Source organism: Halorientalis sp. (assembly GCF_028275115.1).
In the GTDB taxonomy this organism is placed as follows: domain Archaea; phylum Halobacteriota; class Halobacteria; order Halobacteriales; family Haloarculaceae; genus Halorientalis.
This window is the reverse complement of record NZ_JAQCNH010000092.1, coordinates 15,735-39,232: the sequence shown is the minus strand read 5'-3', so window position 1 is coordinate 39,232 and position 23,498 is coordinate 15,735. Positions and strand designations below refer to the sequence as shown.

The 23,498-nt window shown below is 65.7% G+C and carries 18 protein-coding genes; 7 read left to right on the top strand and 11 right to left on the bottom strand.

Annotated features, from left to right (window positions below; translation table 11 throughout):
* Positions 1–94: 94 nt before the first annotated feature.
* The 7 genes from Q0964_RS12455 to Q0964_RS12425 form a co-directional block, all read right to left on the bottom strand.
* On the bottom strand, positions 95–1,036 hold the full coding sequence (locus tag Q0964_RS12455) for an ArsA family ATPase (protein WP_299268011.1): 942 nt from the start codon (positions 1,034–1,036) through the stop codon (positions 95–97).
* Between the two features lie 305 nt (positions 1,037–1,341).
* On the bottom strand, positions 1,342–2,436 hold the full coding sequence (locus Q0964_RS12450) for a hybrid sensor histidine kinase/response regulator (protein ID WP_299268008.1): 1,095 nt from the start codon (positions 2,434–2,436) through the stop codon (positions 1,342–1,344).
* A complete protein-coding gene (locus Q0964_RS12445) occupies positions 2,429–2,875 on the bottom strand; it encodes a response regulator (RefSeq protein ID WP_299268002.1) in 447 nt (148 codons plus the stop codon). Before Q0964_RS12445 ends, Q0964_RS12450 begins: the two co-directional genes overlap by 8 nt.
* Positions 2,868–8,399 (bottom strand): PAS domain S-box protein, encoded by a 5,532-nt coding sequence (locus Q0964_RS12440; protein WP_299267999.1) that lies wholly within the window; start codon positions 8,397–8,399, stop codon positions 2,868–2,870. The genes Q0964_RS12445 and Q0964_RS12440 overlap by 8 nt, the downstream gene beginning before the upstream one ends.
* Positions 8,396–9,292: a winged helix-turn-helix transcriptional regulator gene (locus Q0964_RS12435; protein ID WP_299267997.1), complete on the bottom strand. Its 897-nt coding sequence runs from the start codon at positions 9,290–9,292 to the stop codon at positions 8,396–8,398. Before Q0964_RS12435 ends, Q0964_RS12440 begins: the two co-directional genes overlap by 4 nt.
* 7 nt (positions 9,293–9,299) lie before the next feature.
* Positions 9,300–9,788, bottom strand: a complete 489-nt coding sequence (locus tag Q0964_RS12430) for a response regulator (RefSeq protein WP_299267995.1) — start codon at positions 9,786–9,788, stop codon at positions 9,300–9,302.
* Positions 9,789–9,949: 161 nt separating this feature from the next.
* Positions 9,950–10,189, bottom strand: a complete 240-nt coding sequence (locus tag Q0964_RS12425; protein WP_299267992.1) for a hypothetical protein — start codon at positions 10,187–10,189, stop codon at positions 9,950–9,952.
* A gap of 664 nt (positions 10,190–10,853) precedes the next feature.
* Between Q0964_RS12425 and Q0964_RS12420 the strand changes: the two genes are divergently transcribed.
* From Q0964_RS12420 to Q0964_RS12405, 4 genes are all read left to right on the top strand, one after another.
* On the top strand, positions 10,854–11,462 hold the full coding sequence (locus tag Q0964_RS12420) for a hypothetical protein (protein WP_299267989.1): 609 nt from the start codon (positions 10,854–10,856) through the stop codon (positions 11,460–11,462).
* 78 nt (positions 11,463–11,540) lie between these two features.
* Positions 11,541–12,611, top strand: coding sequence for a signal peptidase I (locus Q0964_RS12415; protein WP_299267986.1), 1,071 nt, complete (start codon positions 11,541–11,543; stop codon positions 12,609–12,611).
* The gene (locus tag Q0964_RS12410; protein ID WP_299267984.1) at positions 12,608–13,453 is read left to right on the top strand and encodes a lamin tail domain-containing protein; all 846 of its coding nucleotides are present in this window, start codon (positions 12,608–12,610) and stop codon (positions 13,451–13,453) included. The genes Q0964_RS12415 and Q0964_RS12410 overlap by 4 nt, the downstream gene beginning before the upstream one ends.
* Positions 13,454–13,760: 307 nt before the next feature.
* Positions 13,761–14,885 carry a DUF5305 family protein gene (locus tag Q0964_RS12405; protein ID WP_299267981.1) on the top strand — a complete coding sequence of 375 codons (1,125 nt, stop codon included), beginning with the start codon at positions 13,761–13,763 and terminating at the stop codon, positions 14,883–14,885.
* A 230-nt stretch (positions 14,886–15,115) separates the two neighbouring features.
* Here Q0964_RS12405 and Q0964_RS12400 read toward each other — a convergent pair whose 3' ends face one another.
* Positions 15,116–17,542 (bottom strand): DUF2309 domain-containing protein, encoded by a 2,427-nt coding sequence (locus Q0964_RS12400; protein WP_299267978.1) that lies wholly within the window; start codon positions 17,540–17,542, stop codon positions 15,116–15,118.
* Positions 17,532–19,016: a proton-conducting transporter transmembrane domain-containing protein gene (locus Q0964_RS12395; protein ID WP_299267976.1), complete on the bottom strand. Its 1,485-nt coding sequence runs from the start codon at positions 19,014–19,016 to the stop codon at positions 17,532–17,534. The genes Q0964_RS12400 and Q0964_RS12395 overlap by 11 nt, the downstream gene beginning before the upstream one ends.
* Positions 19,017–19,420: 404 nt before the next feature.
* On the opposite strand from Q0964_RS12395, the gene Q0964_RS12390 reads away from it, so the two are divergent.
* Entirely contained in the window at positions 19,421–20,437 is a 1,017-nt protein-coding gene (locus Q0964_RS12390; RefSeq protein WP_299267973.1) for an amidohydrolase family protein, read from the top strand.
* A 1-nt stretch (position 20,438) separates the two neighbouring features.
* On the opposite strand, the gene Q0964_RS12385 is transcribed toward Q0964_RS12390, so the two are convergent.
* Entirely contained in the window at positions 20,439–20,912 is a 474-nt protein-coding gene (locus Q0964_RS12385) for an Lrp/AsnC family transcriptional regulator (protein WP_299267970.1), read from the bottom strand.
* Between the two features lie 175 nt (positions 20,913–21,087).
* On the opposite strand from Q0964_RS12385, the gene Q0964_RS12380 reads away from it, so the two are divergent.
* Positions 21,088–21,837 (top strand): hypothetical protein, encoded by a 750-nt coding sequence (locus tag Q0964_RS12380; protein ID WP_299267967.1) that lies wholly within the window; start codon positions 21,088–21,090, stop codon positions 21,835–21,837.
* Positions 21,838–22,259: 422 nt separating this feature from the next.
* Here the strand turns inward: Q0964_RS12380 and Q0964_RS12375 are convergent, their stop codons facing one another.
* A complete protein-coding gene (locus Q0964_RS12375) occupies positions 22,260–22,559 on the bottom strand; it encodes an amphi-Trp domain-containing protein (protein ID WP_299267964.1) in 300 nt (99 codons plus the stop codon).
* Between the two features lie 396 nt (positions 22,560–22,955).
* Between Q0964_RS12375 and msrA the strand changes: the two genes are divergently transcribed.
* A complete protein-coding gene (gene msrA / locus Q0964_RS12370; RefSeq protein WP_299268195.1) occupies positions 22,956–23,483 on the top strand; it encodes a peptide-methionine (S)-S-oxide reductase MsrA in 528 nt (175 codons plus the stop codon).
* Positions 23,484–23,498: the final 15 nt, after the last annotated feature.

Below are 23,498 nucleotides of genomic sequence, written 5' to 3'. Positions count from 1 at the left end.
CCTACTCGCGTCGTGCTTCCGACCAGTCGGAAGCCCTCGCTCCTTGAGGCCGGGGGCTCCGCCTCGAAACTGCTGAGGCACTCGGCACGCGTGTTCACACGATTGGGTCGACGTACTCGGTGACGGTCTCGACGCGGTCGATGCCCTCTGCTCCCGGGACGAGCGGCACCTCTCGCACCGCTGGCTCCAGCGACCCCCGCGCTTCGTCGAGGGCCGCCTGCTGGTTCTGGTGGCGCGGCCAGCAGGTCGGACAGTCTTCAGAGGGGTCCTGCAGCACCTTGTTGGCGAGGACGTGGTCCACCGTGATTCCCGACGACCCGAGTTCGTCTACCAAGCGTTCGGTCTCGGTGATGGCCATCGGTTCGGGTATCGTCACGACCCGAAAGCCCGTTCGAGAGCCGTCACGCAGGCGGTCGGCAACGTCTTCCATCCGGGTCTGGAGCGTATCCATCTGCTCGGAGTAGGAGGTGTCGGCCTCGTCGTCGTCGCGGCCGAGCATGCTGGTGATAGAGTCCGTCACCGAGCGCAACTGCTCCCGCATATTGAGGAGCGTGCCCATGGTCGAATCCATCACGTTCGGAAGTTCGAGCAGGCGGAGCGTGTGGCCCGTCGGTGCCGTGTCGAAGACGACCACGTCCCAGTCGGGGTGGTCGTCGTACTCCGCGAAGAGATCCACGACCGCGATCTCGTCGGCCCCGGGGACCAACCCCTGTTCCGTCACCGACTCGACGCCCGCCTCTCCGAGGTTCACGCCCAGTGATTCCACGTCGTCGAGCATCCGCTCGAACACGTCGCCGTAGCGGCGCTCGAACCGTTCTCGCGGGTCGATCTCCATCGCGGAGAGGGGGGACTCCTCGACTACCCGTGTCGGCGTCTCCTCGACCGGCGACTCGTAGGCATCGGCGATGCTGTGTGCCGGGTCGGTGCTGACGACGAGCGTCCGTGCGCCCTCGCGAGCGGCCCGCATCCCCGTCGCCGCCGCCAGCGTTGTTTTTCCAACCCCACCTTTCCCCCCGTACAGCACGAACTCCGTCATAGCCTTCTGTTAGGGCTCCTCGTATATACCCGATTTCGTCTCGCCGCGGGACTCGGCCTGAGAGTGACGCCTACCGGGGTCCGCGTCCGAGTCGTCCAGGCGGGGGTGGAGTCGGTGTCCAGAGTGGCGTCCACGGGACGCCTCTCGTTCACGATTGCACCCAGACGGTTCGACTGGCAGAGGGCTCGTGAGTGGGGGGCGGAGGCCGTCTCGTAATGTCATTTCGGCTCGGTCGACTGCGGCCACGCGTTCGCGTGTACTGGTTCGACGACGGGTCGTGGTCGGCGGGTGCGGACATCCCGGTTTCAGTCGGTACCGTGGCGCGCTCGGTGGAGAGTGACGGTGAACACGCTGCCCTCCGGGTCGTCGTCCTCGAGGTGAACGTCGCCATCGTACATGTCGACGAGGGTGTCGACGAGGTACAGTCCGATTCCCGACCCGGGGCTCTGGAGCCCCATCTCACCGCGACCGAAGACCTCGTCGCGCTGGCTCTCGGGAATGCCCGGACCGTTGTCAGCGATGCCGACGGTGACTGTCTCCGGTTCGACTTCGACGGTGACCGTGACCACGGGCTGGTTCGAGTCGTTGTGTATGACGGCGTTGTTCAGGAGGTTGCGAAAGACCGACGAGAGCAGTTCGGTCGCAGCGACGTTCAGGCCGTGCGGCAGGTCGCCGGTCACCGAGACAGTCGCCGACTCGTGTGCGGACCGGGTCTTTTCGATTTCGGTCTCGAGGAGTCGTCCGAGGCCGATAGGCTGTAACTCGGGTTGCTTGTCGCCTTCGAGAATCTCGAGGAAGTCCCCGACCGTCTCGGCGATGCCGGTGATGTGGTCGCCGGCACTCATCATCCGCTCGAGGTACGGTTCGCCGGCCGGGTCGACGTGCTCCCGGAGGCCGTCGCCCCAGCCGAGGATGACCGTCACGTCGTTTTTGATATCGTGACGCACGATCTGGTTGAGAAGCGCCAGTTCCTCGTTACGCCGCTTCAGTCGTCGCTGCTGGCGCTCGCGCTCGACGGCGTACCGGACCGTCCGCTGGAGGAGTTTCGGCGTGAGGTCGTCCTTGACGAGATAGTCCTGCGCACCGCGCTCGACGGCATCGACACCGACGCGTTCGTCGTCGAGACCCGTGAGTACGACGACGGGTTCGTCGACGGCGGCCGAGAGCATCCGCTCGAGCGTGTCGAACCCGGTGCTGTCCGGGAGTCCCAGGTCGAGCAGCACGAGGTCTGTGTCGTCGGTTCGTGCCTCGATGGCGTCGACCAGTCGGTCTACTTGGGTAATCGTCGGCTTCCCGTCCAGTTCCGGCCATGACTGTTCGTCGACGTACTCTTCGATCAGGCGCACGTCGGCTGGGTTGTCCTCGACGAGCAGGAACCGTTCGGGCGGGGTTTCAGTCATCCGTCTCGGTCACCCCGGGAATCCAGAACTGCACGGCGGCGGCGACGGCCTCGATGTACTCGTCGGGGTCGGCCGGTTTCGTGACGTACGCGTTCGCGGCGTGCTCGTAGACGCCCCGGACGTCGTCGGGATTCTCGGAACTCGACACGACGATGACCGGCACGGTGTCGAACTGCGTGTCGTCTCGAATCGCCTGGAGGACCTCCAGTCCGGACTTTCCCGGCAGGTTCAGATCGAGTAGCACTAGATCGGGATGGTCGGGTGCAGGTCCGCCGTCGCCGGTGAGCCGCTCGATAGCCAGTCTGCCGTTGTTACACACGTGTAGCTCGAGGCTCGCGTCGGCGGCTCCGACACCTTCTTCCAGGAGTCGGACGTCGCCAGGATTGTCTTCGACGGCTAGCACCTGTGCGGCGGACGCCTGGTGGGTCCCGTCAGTCACGTGTGTCCACCTCTACGGGCAACGTGATGAAGAAGATTGAGCCCGTGTCGAGCGACGATTCGACCCGGATGTCGCCGCCGTGACGGTCGACGATCTTTTGACAGAGCGAGAGGCCGATGCCGGTGCCCTCGAACTCCGCACGGGTGTGGAGTCGCTGGAACACCTCGAAGATGTCCTCAACCTGGTCGGGCGCGATGCCAATGCCGTTGTCCGTGACGGCGAACTCGAGCGCCTCGTCGTTGCGTTCGACCGATACTTCGACCCGCGGGTCGTCCTCGCTGTACTTGATACCGTTCTCGACGAGGTTCTGGAACAACTGGACGAGTTGGCTCTGGTCGCCGACGACGGTCCCTGCGGCCTCGTCCTCTGGAACGTCGACGGTCGCGTCGGCCTCCTCGATAGTCACCGACAGGTTCCGCGTCACCGCCTCGAAGACGGTAGCCATGTCCGTCGGCTCGAACGCGTCGCCGCGCGTCCCGACACGTGAGTACGCCAGGAGTGCCTGTATCATCTCCCGCATCCGGTCGGCACCGTCGACGGCGATGTCGATGAACTCCAGCGCGTCCCCGGAGAGGTCGTCCCGATGGCGTCGTTCCAGCAGTGTGAGATAACTCGAAATCGTCCGCAGGGGCTCCTGGAGGTCGTGGGACGCCGCGTACGCAAACTGTTCCAGATCCTGGTTCGACTGGGTGAGACGTTCACGGGTTTCCCGTAACACCTGCTCGCGCTCGGCTCTGTTCAGCGCGTCCTCAACGGTCGCCGAGAGGATTTCGAGCAGTTCCCGGTCGGTCTCGGAGAACGCCCGCTGTTGTCTGGAGCCGCTGATCAACACCCCGTGTTCACCGAGGGGGACGATGACCTCGGATCGCATGGGCGTCTCCTCGTTGTACACCTCGTCGGCGGCGTGTACGTCGTTGTACAGTCGTGTCTCGCCGTCGGCGAACGCCTCCCAGGCCAGTGAGCCACCACCGTCGAACGTCGGCTGGGTGTCGATTACCGCCGCGGCCTCGTCGGTCATGCCTGCGGGGACGAGCGCGTCGGCCGATTCCTCGTACCACCAGACGCCCGTTATCGGCAGGTCGAGTACCGCACTCGCGCTCTCGGTCGCGGCCGACCCGACCTCGTCGGCGTCACCGGTCGCCAGCAGTCGCTGTGCGGTCTCGTTGAGTTCCCGGAGTTTCGTCTCGACGGCGTTGCTCTCGAGTTCGTAACTGAGCCACTGGACGAGTAACTCGACGAAGGCTCGCTCTGTCTCGTCGAAGGTCTTGGCACGGCTATCGTCGTCCGCGAAACAGAGTGTCCCGTACACGTCGCCTTCAACGATGATTTTGCCCCCGATGTAGCAGCCAAGCTCGAACGCACCGTGGGCAGGGTCGTCCTCCCAGCCCCCAGCGGCGGCGTCGGCGATGTCGAGCACCGTGTCCTGCTCGATCGTATTCCGGCAGTACGTCTCCGAGAGCGGAGCCGATTCGCCGGGCTGGAGCCGTGGGTGTGTTCCCGTCGCTTCGACGACGTGCTGGGTGTCCTCGTCGATCCGGTTCAGAAATCCGTACGAGAGGTCGAGTCGCTCACAGCCGAGTTCGAGGATCGCCTCCAGTTTCGGCTGGAACGCACGCTCCGTGTCCGAGGCGATTTCCGTAACCTCGCGGAGCGACCGTTCGCTGTCGCGGAGCGACTGTTCGAGTTCTTTCCGTTCGGTAATGTCGATGAGATAGCCGAGATAGTGTGTGACCTCCCCGTCGTTGCGGATGATCTTGGTGTGGTCTTTCACCCACCTTACCGCTCCTTCGGCGGTGACCATCCGGTAAGGGTCGTGACCGAACCGTTCTGTCGTCTCGTCGCTGTGTCCCTCGACTTTAGCGGCGACCCGCTCGAGGTCGTCGTCGTGGACTAAATTCATGTACGGTACGTCGCCCGATTCGAGTTGGGCCGGCGTGTAGCCGAACGTCTCGGTGACGTTGTCCGAGACGTACTCGATGGGCCACCCGTCTGCATTCTGCCACTTGAAGACGACAGCCGGCCCCTGTGCGAACATGTCTCGCTCCTCTTCGAGGGAGGTCTCTGTCTCCTTCTGGTCCGTGACGTCGAGGTGGATACCGACCGCACGGACTGGCTCATCGTCTGCGTCCCGTTCGACGACCCTGCCGACGTCTCTGATCCACTTCCAGTCCCCGCTTGCAGTCTGCATCCGGTGTTCGCAATCATACAGCTCCGTCTCACCGGCCACATGTGCCTCGAGTGCCGCCTCGACGCGGTCCGTGTCGGCCGGGTGGACCCGCTGTTTCCACGTCTCGAACGTCGGTTCGATGTCGTCCGGCGAGAGCTCGAGCATCCGCGCCCACTGCTCGTTGAAAACGATGGCGTCGGTCTCGACGTTCCAGTCCCAGACACCGAGGTTCGCACCCTCGACGGCCAAGTCGAGTCGCTCCGTGAGTTCTCGCAGGTCCTGCTCACGTTCTTTGCGCTCGGTGATGTCCTGAAACGTGCCGAGAGCGCCGACGACCTCGCCGGCTCCGTCGAACTGTGGGTCACCGATCGTTCGCACCCAGCGCACGTCGTCGTCGGCAGTGACGACTCGAACCTCGAGGTCGTACGACTCGCCCTCGGTCCGCAGTTGCTCGAACGCCGTAGTGACCGTGGGTCTGTCCTCGTGATGGACGTACTCGAACCCGTCGGCTAGCGTGGGGTCGGCGTCGAGTGGCAGGTCGTGGATGCGGTAGACCTCGTCGGTCCACTGCAGGTCACCCGTTCCGAATTCGATCTCCCACCCGCCGATTGCGGCGCTTTCTTGGGTCTTTTCGAGGAACTCACGGTTGCGTTCGAGTTCCAGTTCGCGAGTCTTCCGCTCACTGATGTCGCGGGAGACCGCGACGAATCGCGGCTCGTCGTCGACCTCGGTCTTGGCAATCCAGACCTCGACCGGACAGACGAGGCCGTTCGATTGACGATGTTTTCCCTCTGTTTTGAGTGTCTCGCCAATACTCATGTCGGCCCACACGTCACGGAGGTCCGCTCGACTCAGGCCGACCTCGAACTCCGACACGTTCATCGAGAGCAGCGTTTCCCGGTCGTAGCCCAGCATCTCGACCTGTGTCTCGTTCGCGTCGACGATGGCACCGTCGGCGTCGTGAACGATGATGCTGTCGGGCGAGTCGTCGAACAGTGCCCGGGTTCTGCTCCGCTGGCGCTCGAGTTTCCGTTCGCGCGCTCTACGTTCCGTGACCTCCCGGGCGACGACGACCGCCTTCCGCCTGCCGTCAGAACGGAACGACGACGGCTGGTACTCCATAACCGCCGTCCTCGTCGGGAGATCTAGCGCCACCTCCAATCGGTCCGGCGCTGTCCCTCCGTCCAGAGTCGCCTCGACTGCCCCGACGAGTCGGTCCGGGTCCTCGTCGTTCGTCGTCATCTCCTCGGCGAGCGTCTCTATCGACCGACCGGCGAGGTCGTCGACTGTCGCTCCCGTGTACGAGGCCGATGCCTTGTTTGCGTACTCGATGCGACCATCGCTGTCGACGACGAGTGCGGCCTCGTCCATGCTCTCGACGAGTGCCTCGTACCGTTCGAGTTCCTGCTCACGCTGTTTGCGCGCGGTGATGTCCCGGTTCGTACAGATCAGTTTGCCGTCGTCGAGCAGCGAGAGTGTGATCTCCTGGTAGACTGGGCTGCCGTCCCGTCGCATCCCGACGGTCTCGCCGCGCCACTCGCCCGCACGTTCGAGCGTCGGGAACGCCGTCTCCTCGATCCGCTCGACCTCGTCGGCGTCGTAGAGCCGTCGCCAGGAGCTGCCGATGAGGGCCGCCGGGTCGTAGTCGAACACGGCGGCGTGGGCCTCGTTCATGGAGATGTACTCCCCGTCGGTGTTCAGGATCGAGATGCCGTCCATCGACGCCTCCATCGCCGCCGACTGGACCTCGAGTTCGACCTCACGTGCTTCGCGTTCGGTAATGTCCGTCGAGACGCCCAGTACGGCGTGACCGTCCGCATCGACGGGGTCGTAGGGAATCTTCGTCGTCTCCAGAACACGCCGCTCGCCGTCGGCGGTGGTCAGCGATTCCGCTGGAATGTGTTTTGGCTCCCCGGACTCGATGACCGCACGGTCGTCTCGACGGAACTGGTCGGCCTCCGTCTGGGAGTCGGCGAAGTCGGCGTCCGTGCTCCCCTCGAGGTCGGCGACCGTCGTGCCGTAGGCCTCGGCGACGGCTTCGTTCGCCAGCAGGAACTCGCCGGTCTCCTTCTTTGCGAACACCAACTGTGGCAGCATGTCGATAATCTGGCGCAACCGGCGGCGACTCGCACGGGCCCGCTCTCGCTGGCGGCGACGACTCAACTCTTTGCCGACCCACTGTGCCAGCACGCGGGCGAACGTCTCGTCGCTTTCGGTGAACGGTTCACCGCGTGGCGTCGGCCGAGAAAAGCTCAGTGTCCCGTAGCGGTCACCGTCCACGACCACGGGCGCACCCAGATACGACTCGACGCCTCGGTCCTGGCACGCGGTGTGGTCCGTGACCTCGCCAGTAGTCACACCGTCGAAACTGACGACACGGTCTGCGTCGACGACGAACTCACAGAACGTCTCGTCGAGCGTGACCGCGTCACCAGGCGCGGACGAATCGCCCGACGAGACGGACGCCTCGACGGTGTACTCGTCGTCGTCGACGGCGACGAGACGACCGACGTCGAGGTCCAGGTGGTCACAGCAGAGTTCCAGCACCGCCGTCAGTCGTCGCTCGAAGGACCGCCCGGAGTCGGTCGTAATCTCGTGGAACGACCGGAGTGCCGCGTTGCGCTGCTGCATCCGTTCCTCGTATTCGATACGGGCGCTCACGTCTCTGATCGAGGTCAGGAACGCGAGCGCCTCGCCGTTGGGTCCGTCCAGCGGCGTGGCGACTGTCTCACCCTCGAAGGTCGTACCGTCCGCGCGCTGGTACTCGGCGACGTGGCTGTCGCGCCGTTCGCCCCGGCGCTCGTACTCGTTCTCGTCGGCGTACAGGAGTGACAGACTCTCGTCCTGGGTGTCGACGTCGTCGTAGCCGAACAATCGTTCCGCAGCGGGGTTGAGCTCGGTGAGCCGACCGTCCGGGTCGGCGATGACGAGCGCGTCGTCGGTGTCCTCGAAGACGGTCTCGAACAGTCGTTGTTTGCGCTGCAACTCGAGCTGTTGACCCCGTTCGTCGGTGACGTCGTAGAAGCAGATCGTAATCCCGTCCGCGTCGGGATAGGCCCGAACGGAGTACCACGCGTCCCACGGTTCGTACTGCATGTCGAATCGCGCTGGCTCACCGGTGTCCATCGCGTCGCGGAACGTCTCGTACGCCTCGGTGTCGGCGACGGCTGGGAACGCGTCCCAAATCGTCTCGCCGAGCAGGCTGTCGGGGTCACGTTCGAGTATCTCGGCTGCCCGGTCGTTGATGTACTCGAACTGCCAGTCGGTGTCGAGTGCGTAGATAGCCTCGTCGACCCGGTCCAGTACCGCTGCCGGCGAACTGTTCCGTATCGCGCCGGTGTCCAATTCGGAGCTCATCGGGACGGGTCCACCCCCAGCCGGTCCAGTGTTGGTGCTTCGATGTCGTCGTCCTCGTCGACCTGCTCGCGGGCGTCTTCGAGCCGCGCTTCGAGTCGGCTGTACTCCTCGCTCGCCGCGAGTTCCGGCTCCGGATTCTCGGCTTCGAGCACCGCGAGTTTCGCCTGCAGTGCGAGGAACTGTCTCACCTCGCGGTCGTACTCAGCCCGGTCGAAGAGGTCCGAGACCACCGCACGGAGGTCGTCTTTGAGGATTGGCTTGGCGACGTACTCGTCGAACCCGAGGGCGACGGCGTCCAGGTCCGGCTCCTCGGAGGTGACGAGGGCGACCCGGCAGTCGTACCCCTGCGACCGAATCCAGTCGAGCACCTCGTCGCCGGAGAGCCCCGGCATTCGCCGGTCGAGGACGACGACGTCGACGCCCGTATCGAGTTCCCGAAGCGCCTCTTCGCCGTCGTGTGCGGTGTGGACGGTGTACTCGTCTTCGAGCCAGACCGTGTGCATCTCCGCGATGCGTCGGTCGTCCTCTGCGACCAGCACCACCTGTTCCTCGTCGTCGGGCGCGAGATACTGTTCGCCCCAGTCGGCCAGCGAGTCGATGACAGCTGCGAAGTCCTGCCCCCGCTCGGTCAGCGTGTAGTCGACGCGGAGCGGCTCCTGGCGCACCTCCGTGCGGTCGAGAATCTGGTGGTCTCGCAGTTCCTCCAGTGCGTCGGTCAGTACTTTCGCCGAGATGCCGTTGAGTCTGTTTTCGAGGTCACTGAACCCGAGACCGTCCCCGGCAGCGACACATCGCACGATCGCCGGATGCCACTTCTTCGACAGGAGCGCCGCGCTCTCGACCAGATAGTCCGGCACACCGGAACTGTCGGCAGAACTGTCGAACGAATTCATAACAATCTCACGCTCCATCGACAGATAACAGTTCTGGCGGAAACGTCGCCCACTCGAACCAGAAGGCCGCCAACCGCTCGATGCCGTCGACGTACCGCTCGACGTCGTCCGGTTTGCTGAAATGGGCGTTCGCGCCCAGGTCGTAGGCCCGTTCGGCGTCGGTGTCCGTGGCCGCAGTGTGCTCGTCGCTGTCACTCAGCGTGACGACTGGGACCAATCCAAGTCGCGGACTCGATTTGACCGCGTGGAGAATCGTCTCGGCGTCGAGGGGTCCGATGGCGAGGTCGAGGACGATGAGACGTGGGAGTCGGTCGTCGGTTCGCTCGTCGCTCGCGGTCGAGAGTCGCTCGATTGCCGTTCGCCCATCCGGGGCGACATCTGTGGTCACGGACTGTCGTTGGAACCCACACGAAATCAGTCGGGCGTCGGCCGGGTCCGCTTCGACGAGCAGGACATCCGCCCAGTCCTGTCGGCCGCCGCCGTCGTCGTCTGTCACACCCATTCTCTCCCCCAGCACGGCGGATACACTCTGTCGTGGTCCATGCTACGCTCGTTATTTGGTATCGAATAAGAAGACTCGCTAACGAGGCCGATAGCCGCCGACTTACCGGCTGGTAAGCCGGACTTCGGCGCCGTAGCGCCACTCGACGGTGTCGGTCAGTCGGCCCGACTCCCGGTGCGATAGACCGTCCCGTCGACCGCGTGGAGCCAACCGCTATCGAGCAGACGGCGCAGGGCTGTCGTCGCGTCGGCGACGCCGTGTACCGGCGCAACCTCCACGACGAGAATTCCGCAGGCACGCTCACGGGCGAGTCCGTCGGGACGCCCCGCAGGCACGGAATCGAGACAGTGGTCCGCGCCTCGAATCCAGCGTGGAAGCATCGGGACGTTCGGCATCGGTATATCCGAGTTCGTGTGACGCGTGACCGTTCGCTAGAGTCTGTAGGTCGCGATTTCGTCCGACCGGCAGGTCGGACACCGACTGTCGGTCTCCTCGACCGTCGTCCCGCACTGCCGACACTCGTGAACGGCTTCGCGTCCGCAACCAGACAGAATCGTCCGGAGACGCCCGATCATCGGTGGAGTATCACCCTCGGACTCCGGAACGGTCGCCGGTGCTGTCGTCCCGGTCGGCTCGCCGGCGTTTGTGTCCGGGTCCGTGCGGGTTCGGAGTCTCGGTTCCGGCCGTGAGCGTCCGGTCTGTCCTGTCTGCGGTCCCCGCCCGGTCGTCCGTCACGACGACACTCTCGCTGGCCTCGCCCGGCCGCCGTGGGGGGGTTCGGGGGAGCCCATCGACCGTGTTCGACTCTCGAGTCTGCGACCAGCCGACGGCGACGAGGAACGCAACGAACGGCGACGTCCGGCACTACGAGTCGTGTCCACTCTGCAGTCCGATCCACAACAGAGATGGACAAGTGAATACACAAATCCGTTCGCTTACTTGAAAGAAAGCCTGCCACTGACCGCGAGGTGCGTGGGCCCCCTAACGGCGAGGTAAGCACCTCGCAAACAAATAAGTTAGCTGATGGTTATCCGGCGTCGTCGACTCTGTTCGAATGCAATGGCACGAATCACACAGACGTTACTCGTGGCCGGACTCGTCCTCGTTGCAGCGACGGCGGTCGGTGCGAGTGCGTTCACCGCGGCGACGGTCGAGCGACAGGCGAACGCGGACGTCGTGGCCGACGAGAACGGTCTGCTGGCGCTGATCGACGGCAATTCCGGGAACCTCGTCTTCCAGGACCCTTCGACGGAGCAACTCAAGATCGACTTCGAGAACGGGTCGGCAACCGGTGCGAACACCGACGCGCTCTTCGAACTCGGCGACCCTGCGAATCCGGGTACCTCACACGCGTTCCAGGTCAAGAACAACGACGACGAGGCGCACGTTATCAACGTCGCATACACACACAACGTGGACGATGGTAACAGTGACGCCAACCTCAAGTTCCAGATTTACAAGGACGGTTCACAGGTCGGCACCGTCACCGAGGAAGGCCAGACAGCGTCCCTCGACGCGGCCGCCACTGACGCCTACGATGTCGTGGTCGTCGTCGATACTGGCCACAACGGCGCTGCGACGGTGACCTCAACGGACGACCTCTCGGGCACCCTCGCGTTCACCATCGACGACGTCGACGAAGGTGGCTCGGTCTCCGACGGGACCTGATCACCGGCTATCGGCCGTCGCTAACCGACAGCCCCCCTGCTGTTTCGATTCTCACCAAACCCACCATTTCAGTACATGATGCGCACGCTCGTCGGTCTCGCGGTCGTCCTCGTGGTCGCCCTGCTGGTCGCGCCAGCGGCCTCACCGGTCCAGATTTCGTACGTCACGTCCGACAGTATGGCACCGACCATCGAGCCGGATGGCGGGTACGTCCTCGTGCCCGCGGGGGCTGTCGAGGCCGGTGACGTGATTACGTTCTACTCCGCCGAGCGCGGGAGTTACGTCACCCACCGTGCGATGAGGGTGACGGACGACGGTATCGTGACGAAAGGCGACAATAACCCAAGCACCGACCAGGCGGCTGGCTATCCGCTCGTCGAGCGGTCTGCGGTGTCGGGACAGGTGCTGACGCTCGGCGGCGGGCCGCTCGTCGTTCCGCACGTCGGAACGGGGCTCTCGCTGCTCCGGACGTACTGGTACGCCGTCGTGACAGTACTGGGCGGCGCGTTGGCAATCAGTGCCGCTCGGTCGTCTCGACGGCGTGTCCGGCCTGCGGTCCTTCGTGGCCGTGAGGTAATCTTGCCGGCACTCGTCGTCGCGGTCCTCGTCGGTGTCGTCCTCGTGTCGATGGCGGCCGTCCATCAGACGCAGACCTACCGAGTCACGGCCGAGGACTCGAAGGACCTCGGGGTGCTGTCCGTCGGCGAGGAACGAACGGAGTCACTCACCGTCCGATCGGCGTCGACGCCGTTCACCCACCTCGTGACTCGGGCCGACGGGATGCGAATCGACGAGACCACACCGGTCGCGGCTGGTCCGAACGGCACTGTCGCCGAGCGGGGTGACGGACTCGACCGGGTCCGGCAGCGACTCCTCGACACCTCGGAACAGAACGTCACGGTCACCGTTCCGGCACAGGAAACGTCCGGCGTCCACGCGGCCACGCTCCACATGTATCCGTATCCGGCGACGCTACCGCGTGGCGTCGTGACGGCACTACACAGTGTGCACCCGCTCCTGGCAGCACTGGCGACCGTCCTCACCGGAGTCGGACCGCTGTACCTGTGTTACTGGGCGCTCGTCGACCCGTTCGCTCCGCTCCGGGGCACCCGTCGTCGGGTGTCTCGCCGACTGGGTGGTGAGCGATGAGACGCGGTCGCCGGTCGCGCTCGCGCGGCGGGAAGGGGCGGGTGTACACCTCGCTACTCGCGGTGACCGTTCTCGTGGCTATTCTCGGAATCCTCACCATCGGTCCGACTGCCGCGTTCAGTTCGGGGACCCTCGAGCGGGGAGCCACGGCAGCTGTGGCCGACGATGCGAACGGCCTCGTCGGTCTCGAGGTCGCCGGCAGTGTGACCGCCGGTGACAGGAGCCGGCTCGTCACCGTGACGAACGGGCTGGACCGGACGGTGAACGCAGCGGTCACGCTCGAAACCGCCTCGGGGTCGCTGTCGAACGCACAGACGACGCTCGCGCCGGGGGAGTCGGCGACGACATCCGTAACTGTCGGCTGTGAGTCACCACCGGAGACTGTCGCGTTCACCGTCACCACGACCAGCGGGTCCCGGTTCACCGGGACGGCGACGCGGTCGACGACGGTCGATGCGAGCGGCTGTGCACAGAACACCGACGGGTTCCGTCTCACCGATATCAACGCCAACGCCCGCGGCAGTGAGTTCGACAATCTCGACGACGAGTTCCTCGTGTTCACCAACACCGGGAGCACGACACTCGATATCTCCGGCTGGAGTGTTCGGGACGAGGCGCAGGCACCGTACGTCGTTCCCCAGGGAACGACCGTCGCGCCCGACCAGAAAGTGAAGCTAATAACTGGCACGGGGACCGACAGCGAGACCAGCGCTCGAATCGACCTGTATCAGGACTCGGGCAGGCCGATCTGGAACAACGGGAAAGACACTGTCGTGGTCGAAACGGCGGGCGGACGCGAGGTGCTCAACGAGACGTACACGGGAAGCGACCCCCGGCGCTGAGCGGCCGACTCGCCCAGCCTCGTTTCGGGGCGGCTGGACGCGCTCGCTCCACGGTGGTAGGCGCGAACCCACCAGCCAGCGAGACCGGAACGGGGCCACCGACGGCCAGACGGACACCGTCACCGCTCGAACCGTCGCTTTCGCTCGGGTAAGTGCCCCGCCAACCAGGGGGTTAGCGCGCACATTAGTGTTCGACCGGTGAACATTATATTATGAGCGAGTTCGTCGGGTTCCAGAGGCGTGCGACATGAGCGCGGGATTACCGCTCAGACTGAAATACGTCTGCGGGCAGTACGGTCGAGTGCTGGTGGCAGCACTCGTCGTCGCCAGCGCGTTCGCCTTCGCCGGCGCGGCGGCCGGGGCAACCGACACACCCGACCCACAGCGGACGACGGTCCAGACCGACCAGCAGGCCGTCAGTACCTCGCTCACTGCGACGGCGACCGTGACCGGGAACACCACGCTCTACGACCAGGGGGAGACGGTGTCCGACCGTCCGGTCTACCTGCTGTCGGCGGCGCCGAATCTGACGCTTCGCGTGGGGACTAACGTGCCAACCGACCAGGATGTGGTCGTCACCCAGGACGTCGTGCTGGAACTCTCGGCCGCACGCGACGAAGCGGTGTTCTGGTCCGAACGACGAGAGTTGGCATCGACCACCCGCCGGGTGACAGACGGACGTTCCCGGACCACGGTGACACTCGACGTCCGACGCCTCGCACGCGAGCGACTGGCAGCGGTCAAGGCCGCCGCGGACGAGGTCGGCATCGTTCGAGTCCGGATCCTCGTCAACGCGAGTTACGACACGGGAACCTACGCCGGGCAGGTGAACCTGAGCTCCCCGGTTTCGGTCTCCGGCCGCGCCTACGAGTTCGACACGCCACAGGTCGTCGAGCGGAACCACTCGACGACCGTGGCTCGGCCGGTCAACGCATCTGTCGCCACCGCCGCCGTCGAGTTCCCCGGGACCGAAGCGAGTCTGCCCAGTCGGTCCCTGTGGTGGGTCGTCGCCGGTATCGGCGCGTTGGTGCTCGCGGTGTTCGTCAGGACGGTCGACCGACGCATCGAGGATTTCGAGACGTTCGAGAAGTACTACGAGAGTGTGCGGTACGCCGACTGGATCTCTCGCGGCAAGCTCCCGGACTCGGGGGAGTACGCCCGCGTCCCCGTCGAGACGCTGCTCGACCTCGTCGACGTCGCCATCGACTCGGAGAAACGGGTCATTCACGACCAGGCACAGGACGTCTACGCCGTCGTCGACGACGGCGTGATGTACGAGTTCCGGGACGTCGAGACGTCGGGACGGATGTACGAGTTCGGCCTCGCCCCAATCGACGAGACGACCGCGACGCTAGAACAGGAGCTACAGGAGGCAGAGGCCGCCGCATCGAACGGCGAGGAGGGTGAGCCGACCGAGTCTTGGAGGGACTGACCCCGCCGTTAGCTGGCAGCGAACTCGATGGTTTGCCACCTGGACGCGGTGAGAGAACCCAGCCGTTCACGCCGGGCGTAAATCACGTACGCTCCGGTAACCAGCCAGGCACCTTTTCCCGGCGTCCCGTCGACCGGTGTTCCGGAGACCGCGGCGCGTCACTGTGTCGAACGACCCGCGAGCGGTGACGGCGTCCCGAGTCGTGAGTCGTCCGATACCGTCCGTGCTGGCTAGTCGCCGGTGGTGCCGGTTTCCACGGTCGACGTCGTCGCGGTGGGCCGGTGGTCGGACTGGTCGGCCGGTACCCACGTCAGGTCGCCGTCGTAGTGGAACGCACAGTGGTCCTGCTCGGGGTCGACGACCGTCAGCGAGAGCCAGTGGTTGTCCAGCAGTTCCGTCACGTTCTCGTGGTCGGCGAGGATGTCGGTCACACGCTCGACCGGCGCGTGGATGACAGTCGAGAGCCGGAGGGGTTGGTGGTAGGGCTCGTCGTCGGCGGCCATGAGCGACTGGAGCGGGAGGCCGGTCATCAGGTCGCCGCCGTTGCCCTGGTAGACGCCGACGTTACCGACGGGGTTATGTGTGACCTTCGACCCGCTGCCGTAGACGTCGTTGTCGACGGTGGCGAAGTAGTACTGTGTGTTGATCCACTGCGTGACGACCATGGGGCCGGTCACGATAGCTTCGAGCGCGTCACCGCCGTCGTCGGTCGTCCAGTCGTAAGAGTGGAGGAACGACCGACCGCCGAGGTCCAGGTCGTCGGTGAGGGCGCGCGGGCCGACGACGAAACCGGCGTTGCCGGCCAGCCCCCACTCCGGACGCGTCTCGGCCCAGTCGGCCGCACGGCGCTCCGTCTCGCGGACGCCGCCAGCGCCCCCCGAACCCATCGACTCGGTGCGCTCGGCGGCCGCGCCGGCACGAGCGGTTTCGAGGTCGGCACGGAGTTGCGCGATGTCGTCGGCGTGACTCTCGGGAACCGGTCCGTCGTACAGTTCCACCTCGTCGGTGGTGGTGTTGTGTTCGCCGGCGAGGAAGACGGTGTCGTCGGGAATCTCGATGCCGCGCTCGCGGAGTTCGGCCTGGACGTCCGCGTCGTTACAGATGGCGGCGAGGACGCGGGCGTTCGGGCCACCGGGGTTGCCCGCACAGGCACCGCAGTCGAGACTCGAATCGAACGGGTTGTTCGCGGTCTGGCTGGCGTGGCCGGCGAAGACGACGACACGAGCGAACTGCTCCCACCCCATCAGCTCGAAGGCGGTCGCGGCGTAGTCGGCCCGCTCCGCCACGGTGAGTCCCTCCCGGAGTTCGGTAACGGCGTCGGGGTTGTAGTCGACCGACGGCTCACAGAACTCGTGGGCGTCGGGGACGCGCTCGTCGGTGGCGTCGAGAACGTCGCGGACGCGGGTCGGCAGGAGCGTCCGTGCGGCCAGCGCCAGCCCGTAGCCGCTGCCCGCGCTCTCGACGTAGCTGAACGCGGTCGCGGCGTTTTCTTTGAGCGACTTCACCAGCTTGCCGCCCGCGTCGCGGACGTTCGACCAGCGGTCGTACGCCGCCTTGTCCTCGGGGTCGGTCGTCGGGCGGTCCGTGATGCGGTGCTGAGCGTCGAGGATAGGCGGGCACGCGTCGACCGTCACGTCGACGTCGTACCCCTCGTACCGCATCGGGATGCCGAAGAAGCCAGCGTAGCCGTGTGTGTCGTAGTCGCCCGTGGCCTCGATGTGGCGGCGGATGATCTCCGACCGCGTGTCGATACAGAACACGAACTGTGCGTCGGGCCGGCCACCGTCGGCTTCGGCGGCCAACGCGCCGGCATCGGTCACGGCGTCGACCAGTTCCGAGCGGTAGCTGGCCTCCCACGCGGAGAGCCAGACCTCTTCGAGCGGAACGGCCCCGTCGCCGGTCACGCTGGACTCGGTCGCCTGCTCTGGTGGCGTGATCGGCGCGTCGAACAGTTCCGAAAGTGTGAGCCGAACCGCGAGGTACTCGGCCAGTGTGATCGGGTACGTCGACTGCCACGCGTCGTCGTCGGCGGCGCGTTGCTTGATGAACCCAGCCCAGCCGGGAAGCGCGGTCAGTTGCTGCTCGAGTATCGTCGGCCACTCGTCTTTGGGGTGCTCGTCGAGGACGCGCTCGATGGCGTCCTCCGGGTCCGCGGGCCACGCGTCGGCAGCCCCGTCCGGGATGTCGCCGTCGTGGGAGGCCACCGACCGGACGGCGGCGTAGAATCCCTGCTCGCGGTTAGGCATCGGCCAGGTGGCCGTCCCCTGATCGAGGAAGGCCGCGAGCCACTTCGTCAGGACGGCGTCGACGCGTTCCGCGGGCGTTTCGGCCGTGTCGGCGTCCGGCGTCTGGTCGGCGGTCGCGTCCATCCGGTCGAGTAGTGCCTCGGGGTCGTCGTCGTAGCCGTGAGCGTCGAGTTCCTCGGCCAGGACGTGCGGGTCGATGCGGCCCGTCTCCCAGGCCCGGCGGAACAGGTCGGGGCTCGGGTAGCCGTCACCGCCGAACAGGCGTTCGGCCTGCTGGACGGCCTCGTGGAACGGCTGGTCCTCGAACCCGGCGAGCGGGTTGGCCGTCACGAACGAGTGGAGCGGCCAGACGGGACCGACGCTGTTTGCTGCCAGTTCGACACTCTCGGTTACCGCGGATTCAGTGTTCATTGTACTCCTCCGTCGAAGTCAGCACGGTTCCGGTCGCGGGCTGTGAGGCGTTCACCAGCGCCACGTACAGGCGGTGGCTCCGCCGGTAGAGGCCGGTCTCGATGGCGACGTACGCGGCGAGAAACGCCACCGCGACGACACCGTGGACCGGTGTCAGGTCGGTCGGCACGGTCACGAGCGGGACGCCGGCCAGGACGGTCGTGACCGCGGTGTAGACTCCTGCGTAGACGGCGACGGCGGGCAGGAAAATCAACGGGACGACGCCGTATCGGACGGTTGCCTGGAGGTCGGTGTTCCGGACGGTGGTCCAGGTCGCGTGCAGCGTCGTCAGCGAGATCAGACCCGTCAGCAGGAGGCCGCTGTCGACGTGCGTTCCCTTGCCGGTGACGAGCGCGAACAGAACACCACCGGCGACCGCGGTGAGTAGCGTCACGACGCCGCCGAGGAGCGTCGTCGTCCCGGTCGCCGACTTCTTCGGGCTGGTGTGTTCGACCTGGCTCCCCGTCGAGAGGAACAGGTAGGCCTTGTAGAACCCGTGGAGGATCAGGTGGGTGATGGCGGCCCCGAAGAAGCCGAGACCGGCCTGTGCGATCATGAATCCCATCTGCCCGGTCGTCGAACAGCCGAGTTTGCGCTTCACGTCGGACTGGACGGCTTTCAGGAGTTTTCCCAGCAGTGCGCTGGCCGCGCCGACGGCCACGACCAGGAGCATGAACGTCGAGTCGACGGTGACGACGGGGGCAAATCGGAGCAGGAGAATCCCGCCCGCGTTGACGAACCCGGCGTGCATCAGCGCCGACGCCGGCGTCGGCGCGGTCATCGAGGAGAGCAACCAGGTGTGGAAGGGGACGAGCGCGGACTGGACCATCGCCGCCAGGACGAGCAGGCCGGCCGCCACGAGCGAAACCCACTCCGGGGCGGCCGCGACGTTCGCCAGGATAGCCGAAATCGTCGTCGCACCCGTCGCCCAGGACAGCGTCACGAGTGCGGCACCCAGCAACGCGCTACTGGCGAGGAAGTACCGGCGGGCGAGGGTCGCGGCGGTTCGTGCCTGTGGCCAGCCGCGGACGGTTCCGATCAGGTCCGCCATCACCAGCCCCATCGCCAGCCACGCGGCCCCGAACAGCGCGACGTGGTCGGCGGCGACGAGACCCATCACGACCAAGGTGAAGACGGACAGCCGGGCGAAAAAGCGAGTGAGGTGTTCGCTGCCCGCCATGTAGCGCCGCGAGTAGCTGTGGACGATGCCACTGAAGAAGGAGACCACGACCCACAGTAGGACAGTCAGGCCGTCGACAGCCACCAACCCGGCGACCGTCCACCCGCCCTCGGTCCAGAGTCGCGCCACGAGTGCACCGAGACTCGCAACGAACAGCGCCCACACGAGTCGTGTGAGCACCACCGGCGCGAGCGGAGTCGACGGCGACGTGTTCGGGAACTGTCCCACGGTCTCGGTCTCTGTCTGGTCTGTCATCGGTTGGCTCGTCCTGACGCCACCCCACCTCGGAGCTTCGACGACCACTCCAGCGGACTGGTGTCGGTTGTCTTCACCCATTAGTACGAACGAACTGTGTATTAAAATCTTCTATACTAACAAACTGTTCTCTATAGAAGTAATTATAGAACATTATGGTCTTAATATTGGGGACGGTTCACACGGGGTACGTCGCTCGCGATGCGACCGAGTACGCCGTCGGAGAGTCGGGAGTGTGGTGTCTCCGGGTCGATTTCCCCGTCGACGGTCACAGAGGAGTGCCGTCGCGGGGGAGCCGTACGGACCGTCGTAGTGGACGCGCCCGCTTCGAGGTGTTGTTTCGCTTGCTCGTCCGTTCAATATCCATCAGAAACCCATATTGTTATTCAGCGGAAGAGAACTGTATGGAGGAGCTTGAGGGGACGGTCGTGGCCGGGTCGTCGCTGGAGCCCATAGAGGGGACGGTCGTCGTCGAAGACGGGCGAATAACGGCCGTCGAGCGGGACGGCACCGACTCCACCGACATCGTCGTGCCGGCGTTCGTCAACGCCCACACCCACGTCGGAGACTCGGTGGCCAAGGAGGCTGCCGTCGGCCTCGGGCTCGAAGCGGCTGTCGCACCGCCGGACAGCCAGAAACACCAGCGGCTGGCGGCCGCCGACAGAGAGACACTCGTCGCCGAAATCCAACGCACACTCCGGTTTATGCAGCAGACGGGAACGGCCGCGTGCCTCGATTTCCGCGAATCGGGTCCGTCGGGTACCCGCGCGCTCCGGGCCGCCGCGGACGGCGAGTACGTCGCTCCGTTCGTCTTCGGGAGCGGTCCGGCGGACGTCCTCGACGTGGCGGACGGGTACGGCGCGAGCGGTGCGAACGACGACGATTTCACGACCGAACGGGCAGCCGCCCGGGACGGGAACGTTCCGTTCGCCATCCACGCTGGCGAACCGGATGCGACCGATATCCACCCCGCACTGGACCTCGAACCGGACCTGCTCGTCCACATGGTCCACGCGGCGGAGGCCCACCTCGAACGGGTCGCCGACCAGGCCGTCCCAGTCGCCGTGTGCCCACGTGCGAACCAGGTCCTTGACGTGGGTCGCCCGCCGGTCCGTGCCCTGCTCGACCACACGTCGGTCGCACTCGGCACGGACAACGTCATGCTCAATCCGCCGTCGATGTTCCGCGAGATGGCGTACACTGCAAAGCACTTCGACGTGACCGCACAGGAGGTTCTCCGGATGGCGACGGTAGCCGGTGCCGACGCGGTGGGACTGAACTGCGGCGTCATTGAAGCAGGTCGGGACGCGGCACTACTGGTGCTCGACGGCGAGTCGAACAACCTGGCCGCCACGGTGGACCCGATTCGGGCCGTGGTCCGCCGGGCGACGCCACTCGACGTGAAACGTGTGGTCCGCTGAGTCAGGACTGCTCCCCGGAGACGAACCCGCCGAACGGCGTCGTCTCGTGGCTCCGAACGAGTACCTCGTCGGCGACGGTCAGCCCCATGTCGAGCAGTTCCTGTGCGACCGGCGTGATGTCGCTGTCGGACTCCCCCACAGCGGTCACGAGCAGGTTCTGCTCGCCGGTAACCAGTTCCTGGACGGAGATGACGCCGTCGATAGCGAGGACGTCGGAGACGAGTTCCCCCCGTTCGGGAATCGAGGCGGTACAGAAGAGCAGCATCCGGAGCGGGAACCCCGACGCTCCGTAGTCGACGTCGGCGCTGTACCCCTTGACGATGCCGTCGGACTCCAGTCGCTGGATCCGCTTGCGGACCGTACTGTCAGACGTCTCGGTCCGTTCCGCGATGTCGCCCGAGGACATGTTCCGCGCGTCCTCCTGGAGCGCGTGGAGGATCGCCCTGTCCACGTCGTCGATATCCTCGCTGGCCATGCCACGGGCTTGATTCGTCTCTGTGAAAGGTTTTCGGCTGTGAACGTGACGACGAGTGGTGACGGGCAACGAAAACGCAGCCTTCGGGTATCGGCCCGGCGCGAACTCGCCCGAACGCACAAGTCCTGGCGACTGGTAGTGACGTCCGAGCCGGCGAGCCGCCCGGCCCCGACCCATGGACACAGACCTGGACTTCGAGGAGGTGTTCGAACTCGAACGGGAGTTGCGGGCCGTCGAGCGGGAGCTGAACGACCAGCGGAGCGAGCTTCGGACGGAACTGACGGCCGCGTTCAGGCGGGCCAACGCCGACACGCTCCACGACGCAGCCGAGCGGGAGTACCCCCTCAGCAGGCCGGAAAAACGGGCAGTCAGGCGGGAGACCACGGGACCAGTCAGGCTCTTTCCGGAGTGGGAAGACGCCTACCGCGAGCTGGCCAGCGACCAGCGAACGGCCCGGGAGCGTCTGTCGGCCTTCCACCACGACGCCGTCACCGAGCTCGCAGGGGGAGAGCCGTACACAGTGACTGTCGAGACCAGCGGTTCGGGCCTGGACCAGTCGTATCTCGACGTTCGGGCCCGAGACGGGGATAGCGTAGTCGTGCTGGCGGTCGACAACCCCGTGACCGAGGGTTACGCGTACCGGACGACTGCGGAGTACACCGAGCGGGACGTGGAGAACGCGCTCCGACTCCACGAGAGCCTCCCCGACATCGACATCGAGCGGTTCGGGTTCCTGACCCACGACACCGCGCTGGTCGACGACATCGGGGCCGACACGGCCGATCCGGAGCGAATCCGCGCCCACGTCCGCGTCGAGATTCTGGACGGACTCGACGCCGTCGACTACGAGTACGTCCGGACCGACGAGAGTCCGCTGCTATTGTTTCTCGAAACCATCACGAACCACGGGTCGGTCGAGCGGTGAGACCGTCGAGCACAGCCCGCGGCAGCGACGCCGCGGGCGAGAGCCGGCTGTCGAACCTACCGGAGACGTCCCCGCCCCACCGTCTCGCCCACACACCCAAGTCCGCCAGCACGTCGGAGGGTTCCACGCCCCTCTCGATGAGGCTGTACTCAACCACCACCGGCGGGTCCGCTTCCATCCGGCCGACTCGGCCCCCGCTCCGACTCCCTTCTGTGGCTCGTCCTCGCCGACGATCACGCCGTGCCGCAGACGACGCCGGGTGGCTGTGTGTTCGGCGGCACCTGTGCCCCGAGACGGTAGCGGAGCACACTGCTCGGGTTTAGGACCGCGAATCGCTTCTGGTCGGCGCTCTCCTCGTGACGGTCACCGTCGTCACCAGGACGGGTGCGCCGGGCGATGACGCCCAGGCCTGCCCGGGACCGCTACTCCACGTCAGGCGCGCGCTCGTCGGTGCGGCCCGGGAGTTCCAGTTCGATCTCCAGTTCGGGGTCGCCCATGCCCTCGAAGTCGATCTCCAGTTCGACGGGTTCGCCGAAGCCGAACGGGAGTTTCCACTCGTCGGTCGTGACTGTCAGTTCGTCGCCGCTGCGGAGCTGTTCGCCGAGGTCGATCAGGAACTGGCCCGCCTCGGCCGCGTCGAGACGGTACTCCTGTTCGAATTCGCGGCCGCTGCGGATGAGCGTGCGATCGTCGGCGTCCGTTGACGAATCGTCCTCTGTCATGGCGGGTCGCCGATACTACGCCGACGCTCACGTGGCTTGCGGTTTGTCGGTGTCGAGTCCGGGGTAGCTGACGGGGGCAACCGATTCGTGAGGGAGGTTTTCCCCCCCTCACGGGGACCGTGCAGGCACGCGTCGTGCAACCAGAGAGAGACGGGTTCCCGTGACGGCCCCGGATTCATTTCGTAGACACGAATATGTGGTACTGTCACGTTGTGGTTCGGTATGTGACGCAGTCGAGCCAGGACCGCGGGTCCGGGCAGAGCGGGGTCGACCGGCGAGGAGAGTGGGTTGAGCCGGGACTTCGCTCCTGGCTGCCAGCAGGGCGACTGTCACACCGAGTCGGACGGAATCGCCCGCGGCGAGGAACTTACGACGCTGGAGTCCCTATCGCTGACGATGAGTGAGAGCGAACGGGCGACCCTGGCGGGCGGCTGTTTCTGGTGTATCGAGGCTGCGTTCAAGCAACTCGACGGCGTCGAGTCGGCCGTCTCGGGCTACTGTGGCGGCCACGTGGACGACCCGGCTTACGAGGCCGTCTGTCGCGGCGAGACCGGTCACGCCGAGGCGGTGCAGGTGACCTACGACCCCGACGCGTTGGCATACGAGGACCTGCTCGAAGTGTTTTTCAGCGTCCACAACCCGACGACGGAAGACCGCGAGGGACCGGACGTGGGAACGCAGTACCGTTCGGCCGTCTACTACCACGACGACGCTCAGCGCGAGGCCGTCGAGCGGTTCGTCGAGGAGCTCGAAGCCGACGGCGTCTACGACGACGCCATCGTGACCGAAGTCGAGTCACTGGAACGGTTCTGGGAGGCAGAGTCGTATCATCAGGACTACTTCGAGAAGAACCCGAACAAACCCTACTGCGCGGCCAACGTCCGACCGAAGGTCCAGAAGGTCCGCGAGAAGTTCGCCGACTGACACGGGACGGCGATA

Excerpts from the sequence above, each read along its gene's own strand:
- Q0964_RS12415 (WP_299267986.1), top strand. The coding sequence starts at position 11,541 with ATGCGCACGCTCGTCGGTCTCGCGGTCGTCCTCGTGGTCGCCCTGCTG.
- Q0964_RS12400 (WP_299267978.1), bottom strand. The coding sequence starts at position 17,542 with ATGAACACTGAATCCGCGGTAACCGAGAGTGTCGAACTGGCAGCAAAC.
- Q0964_RS12395 (WP_299267976.1), bottom strand. The coding sequence starts at position 19,016 with ATGACAGACCAGACAGAGACCGAGACCGTGGGACAGTTCCCGAACACG.
- Q0964_RS12455 (WP_299268011.1), bottom strand. The coding sequence starts at position 1,036 with ATGACGGAGTTCGTGCTGTACGGGGGGAAAGGTGGGGTTGGAAAAACA.
- Q0964_RS12435 (WP_299267997.1), bottom strand. The coding sequence starts at position 9,292 with ATGAATTCGTTCGACAGTTCTGCCGACAGTTCCGGTGTGCCGGACTAT.
- Q0964_RS12420 (WP_299267989.1), top strand. The coding sequence starts at position 10,854 with ATGGCACGAATCACACAGACGTTACTCGTGGCCGGACTCGTCCTCGTT.
- Q0964_RS12410 (WP_299267984.1), top strand. The coding sequence starts at position 12,608 with ATGAGACGCGGTCGCCGGTCGCGCTCGCGCGGCGGGAAGGGGCGGGTG.
- Q0964_RS12380 (WP_299267967.1), top strand. The coding sequence starts at position 21,088 with ATGGACACAGACCTGGACTTCGAGGAGGTGTTCGAACTCGAACGGGAG.
- Q0964_RS12450 (WP_299268008.1), bottom strand. The coding sequence starts at position 2,436 with ATGACTGAAACCCCGCCCGAACGGTTCCTGCTCGTCGAGGACAACCCA.
- Q0964_RS12440 (WP_299267999.1), bottom strand. The coding sequence starts at position 8,399 with ATGAGCTCCGAATTGGACACCGGCGCGATACGGAACAGTTCGCCGGCA.
- msrA (WP_299268195.1), top strand. The coding sequence starts at position 22,956 with ATGAGTGAGAGCGAACGGGCGACCCTGGCGGGCGGCTGTTTCTGGTGT.
- Q0964_RS12385 (WP_299267970.1), bottom strand. The coding sequence starts at position 20,912 with ATGGCCAGCGAGGATATCGACGACGTGGACAGGGCGATCCTCCACGCG.
- Q0964_RS12425 (WP_299267992.1), bottom strand. The coding sequence starts at position 10,189 with ATGCCGAACGTCCCGATGCTTCCACGCTGGATTCGAGGCGCGGACCAC.
- Q0964_RS12375 (WP_299267964.1), bottom strand. The coding sequence starts at position 22,559 with ATGACAGAGGACGATTCGTCAACGGACGCCGACGATCGCACGCTCATC.
- Q0964_RS12390 (WP_299267973.1), top strand. The coding sequence starts at position 19,421 with ATGGAGGAGCTTGAGGGGACGGTCGTGGCCGGGTCGTCGCTGGAGCCC.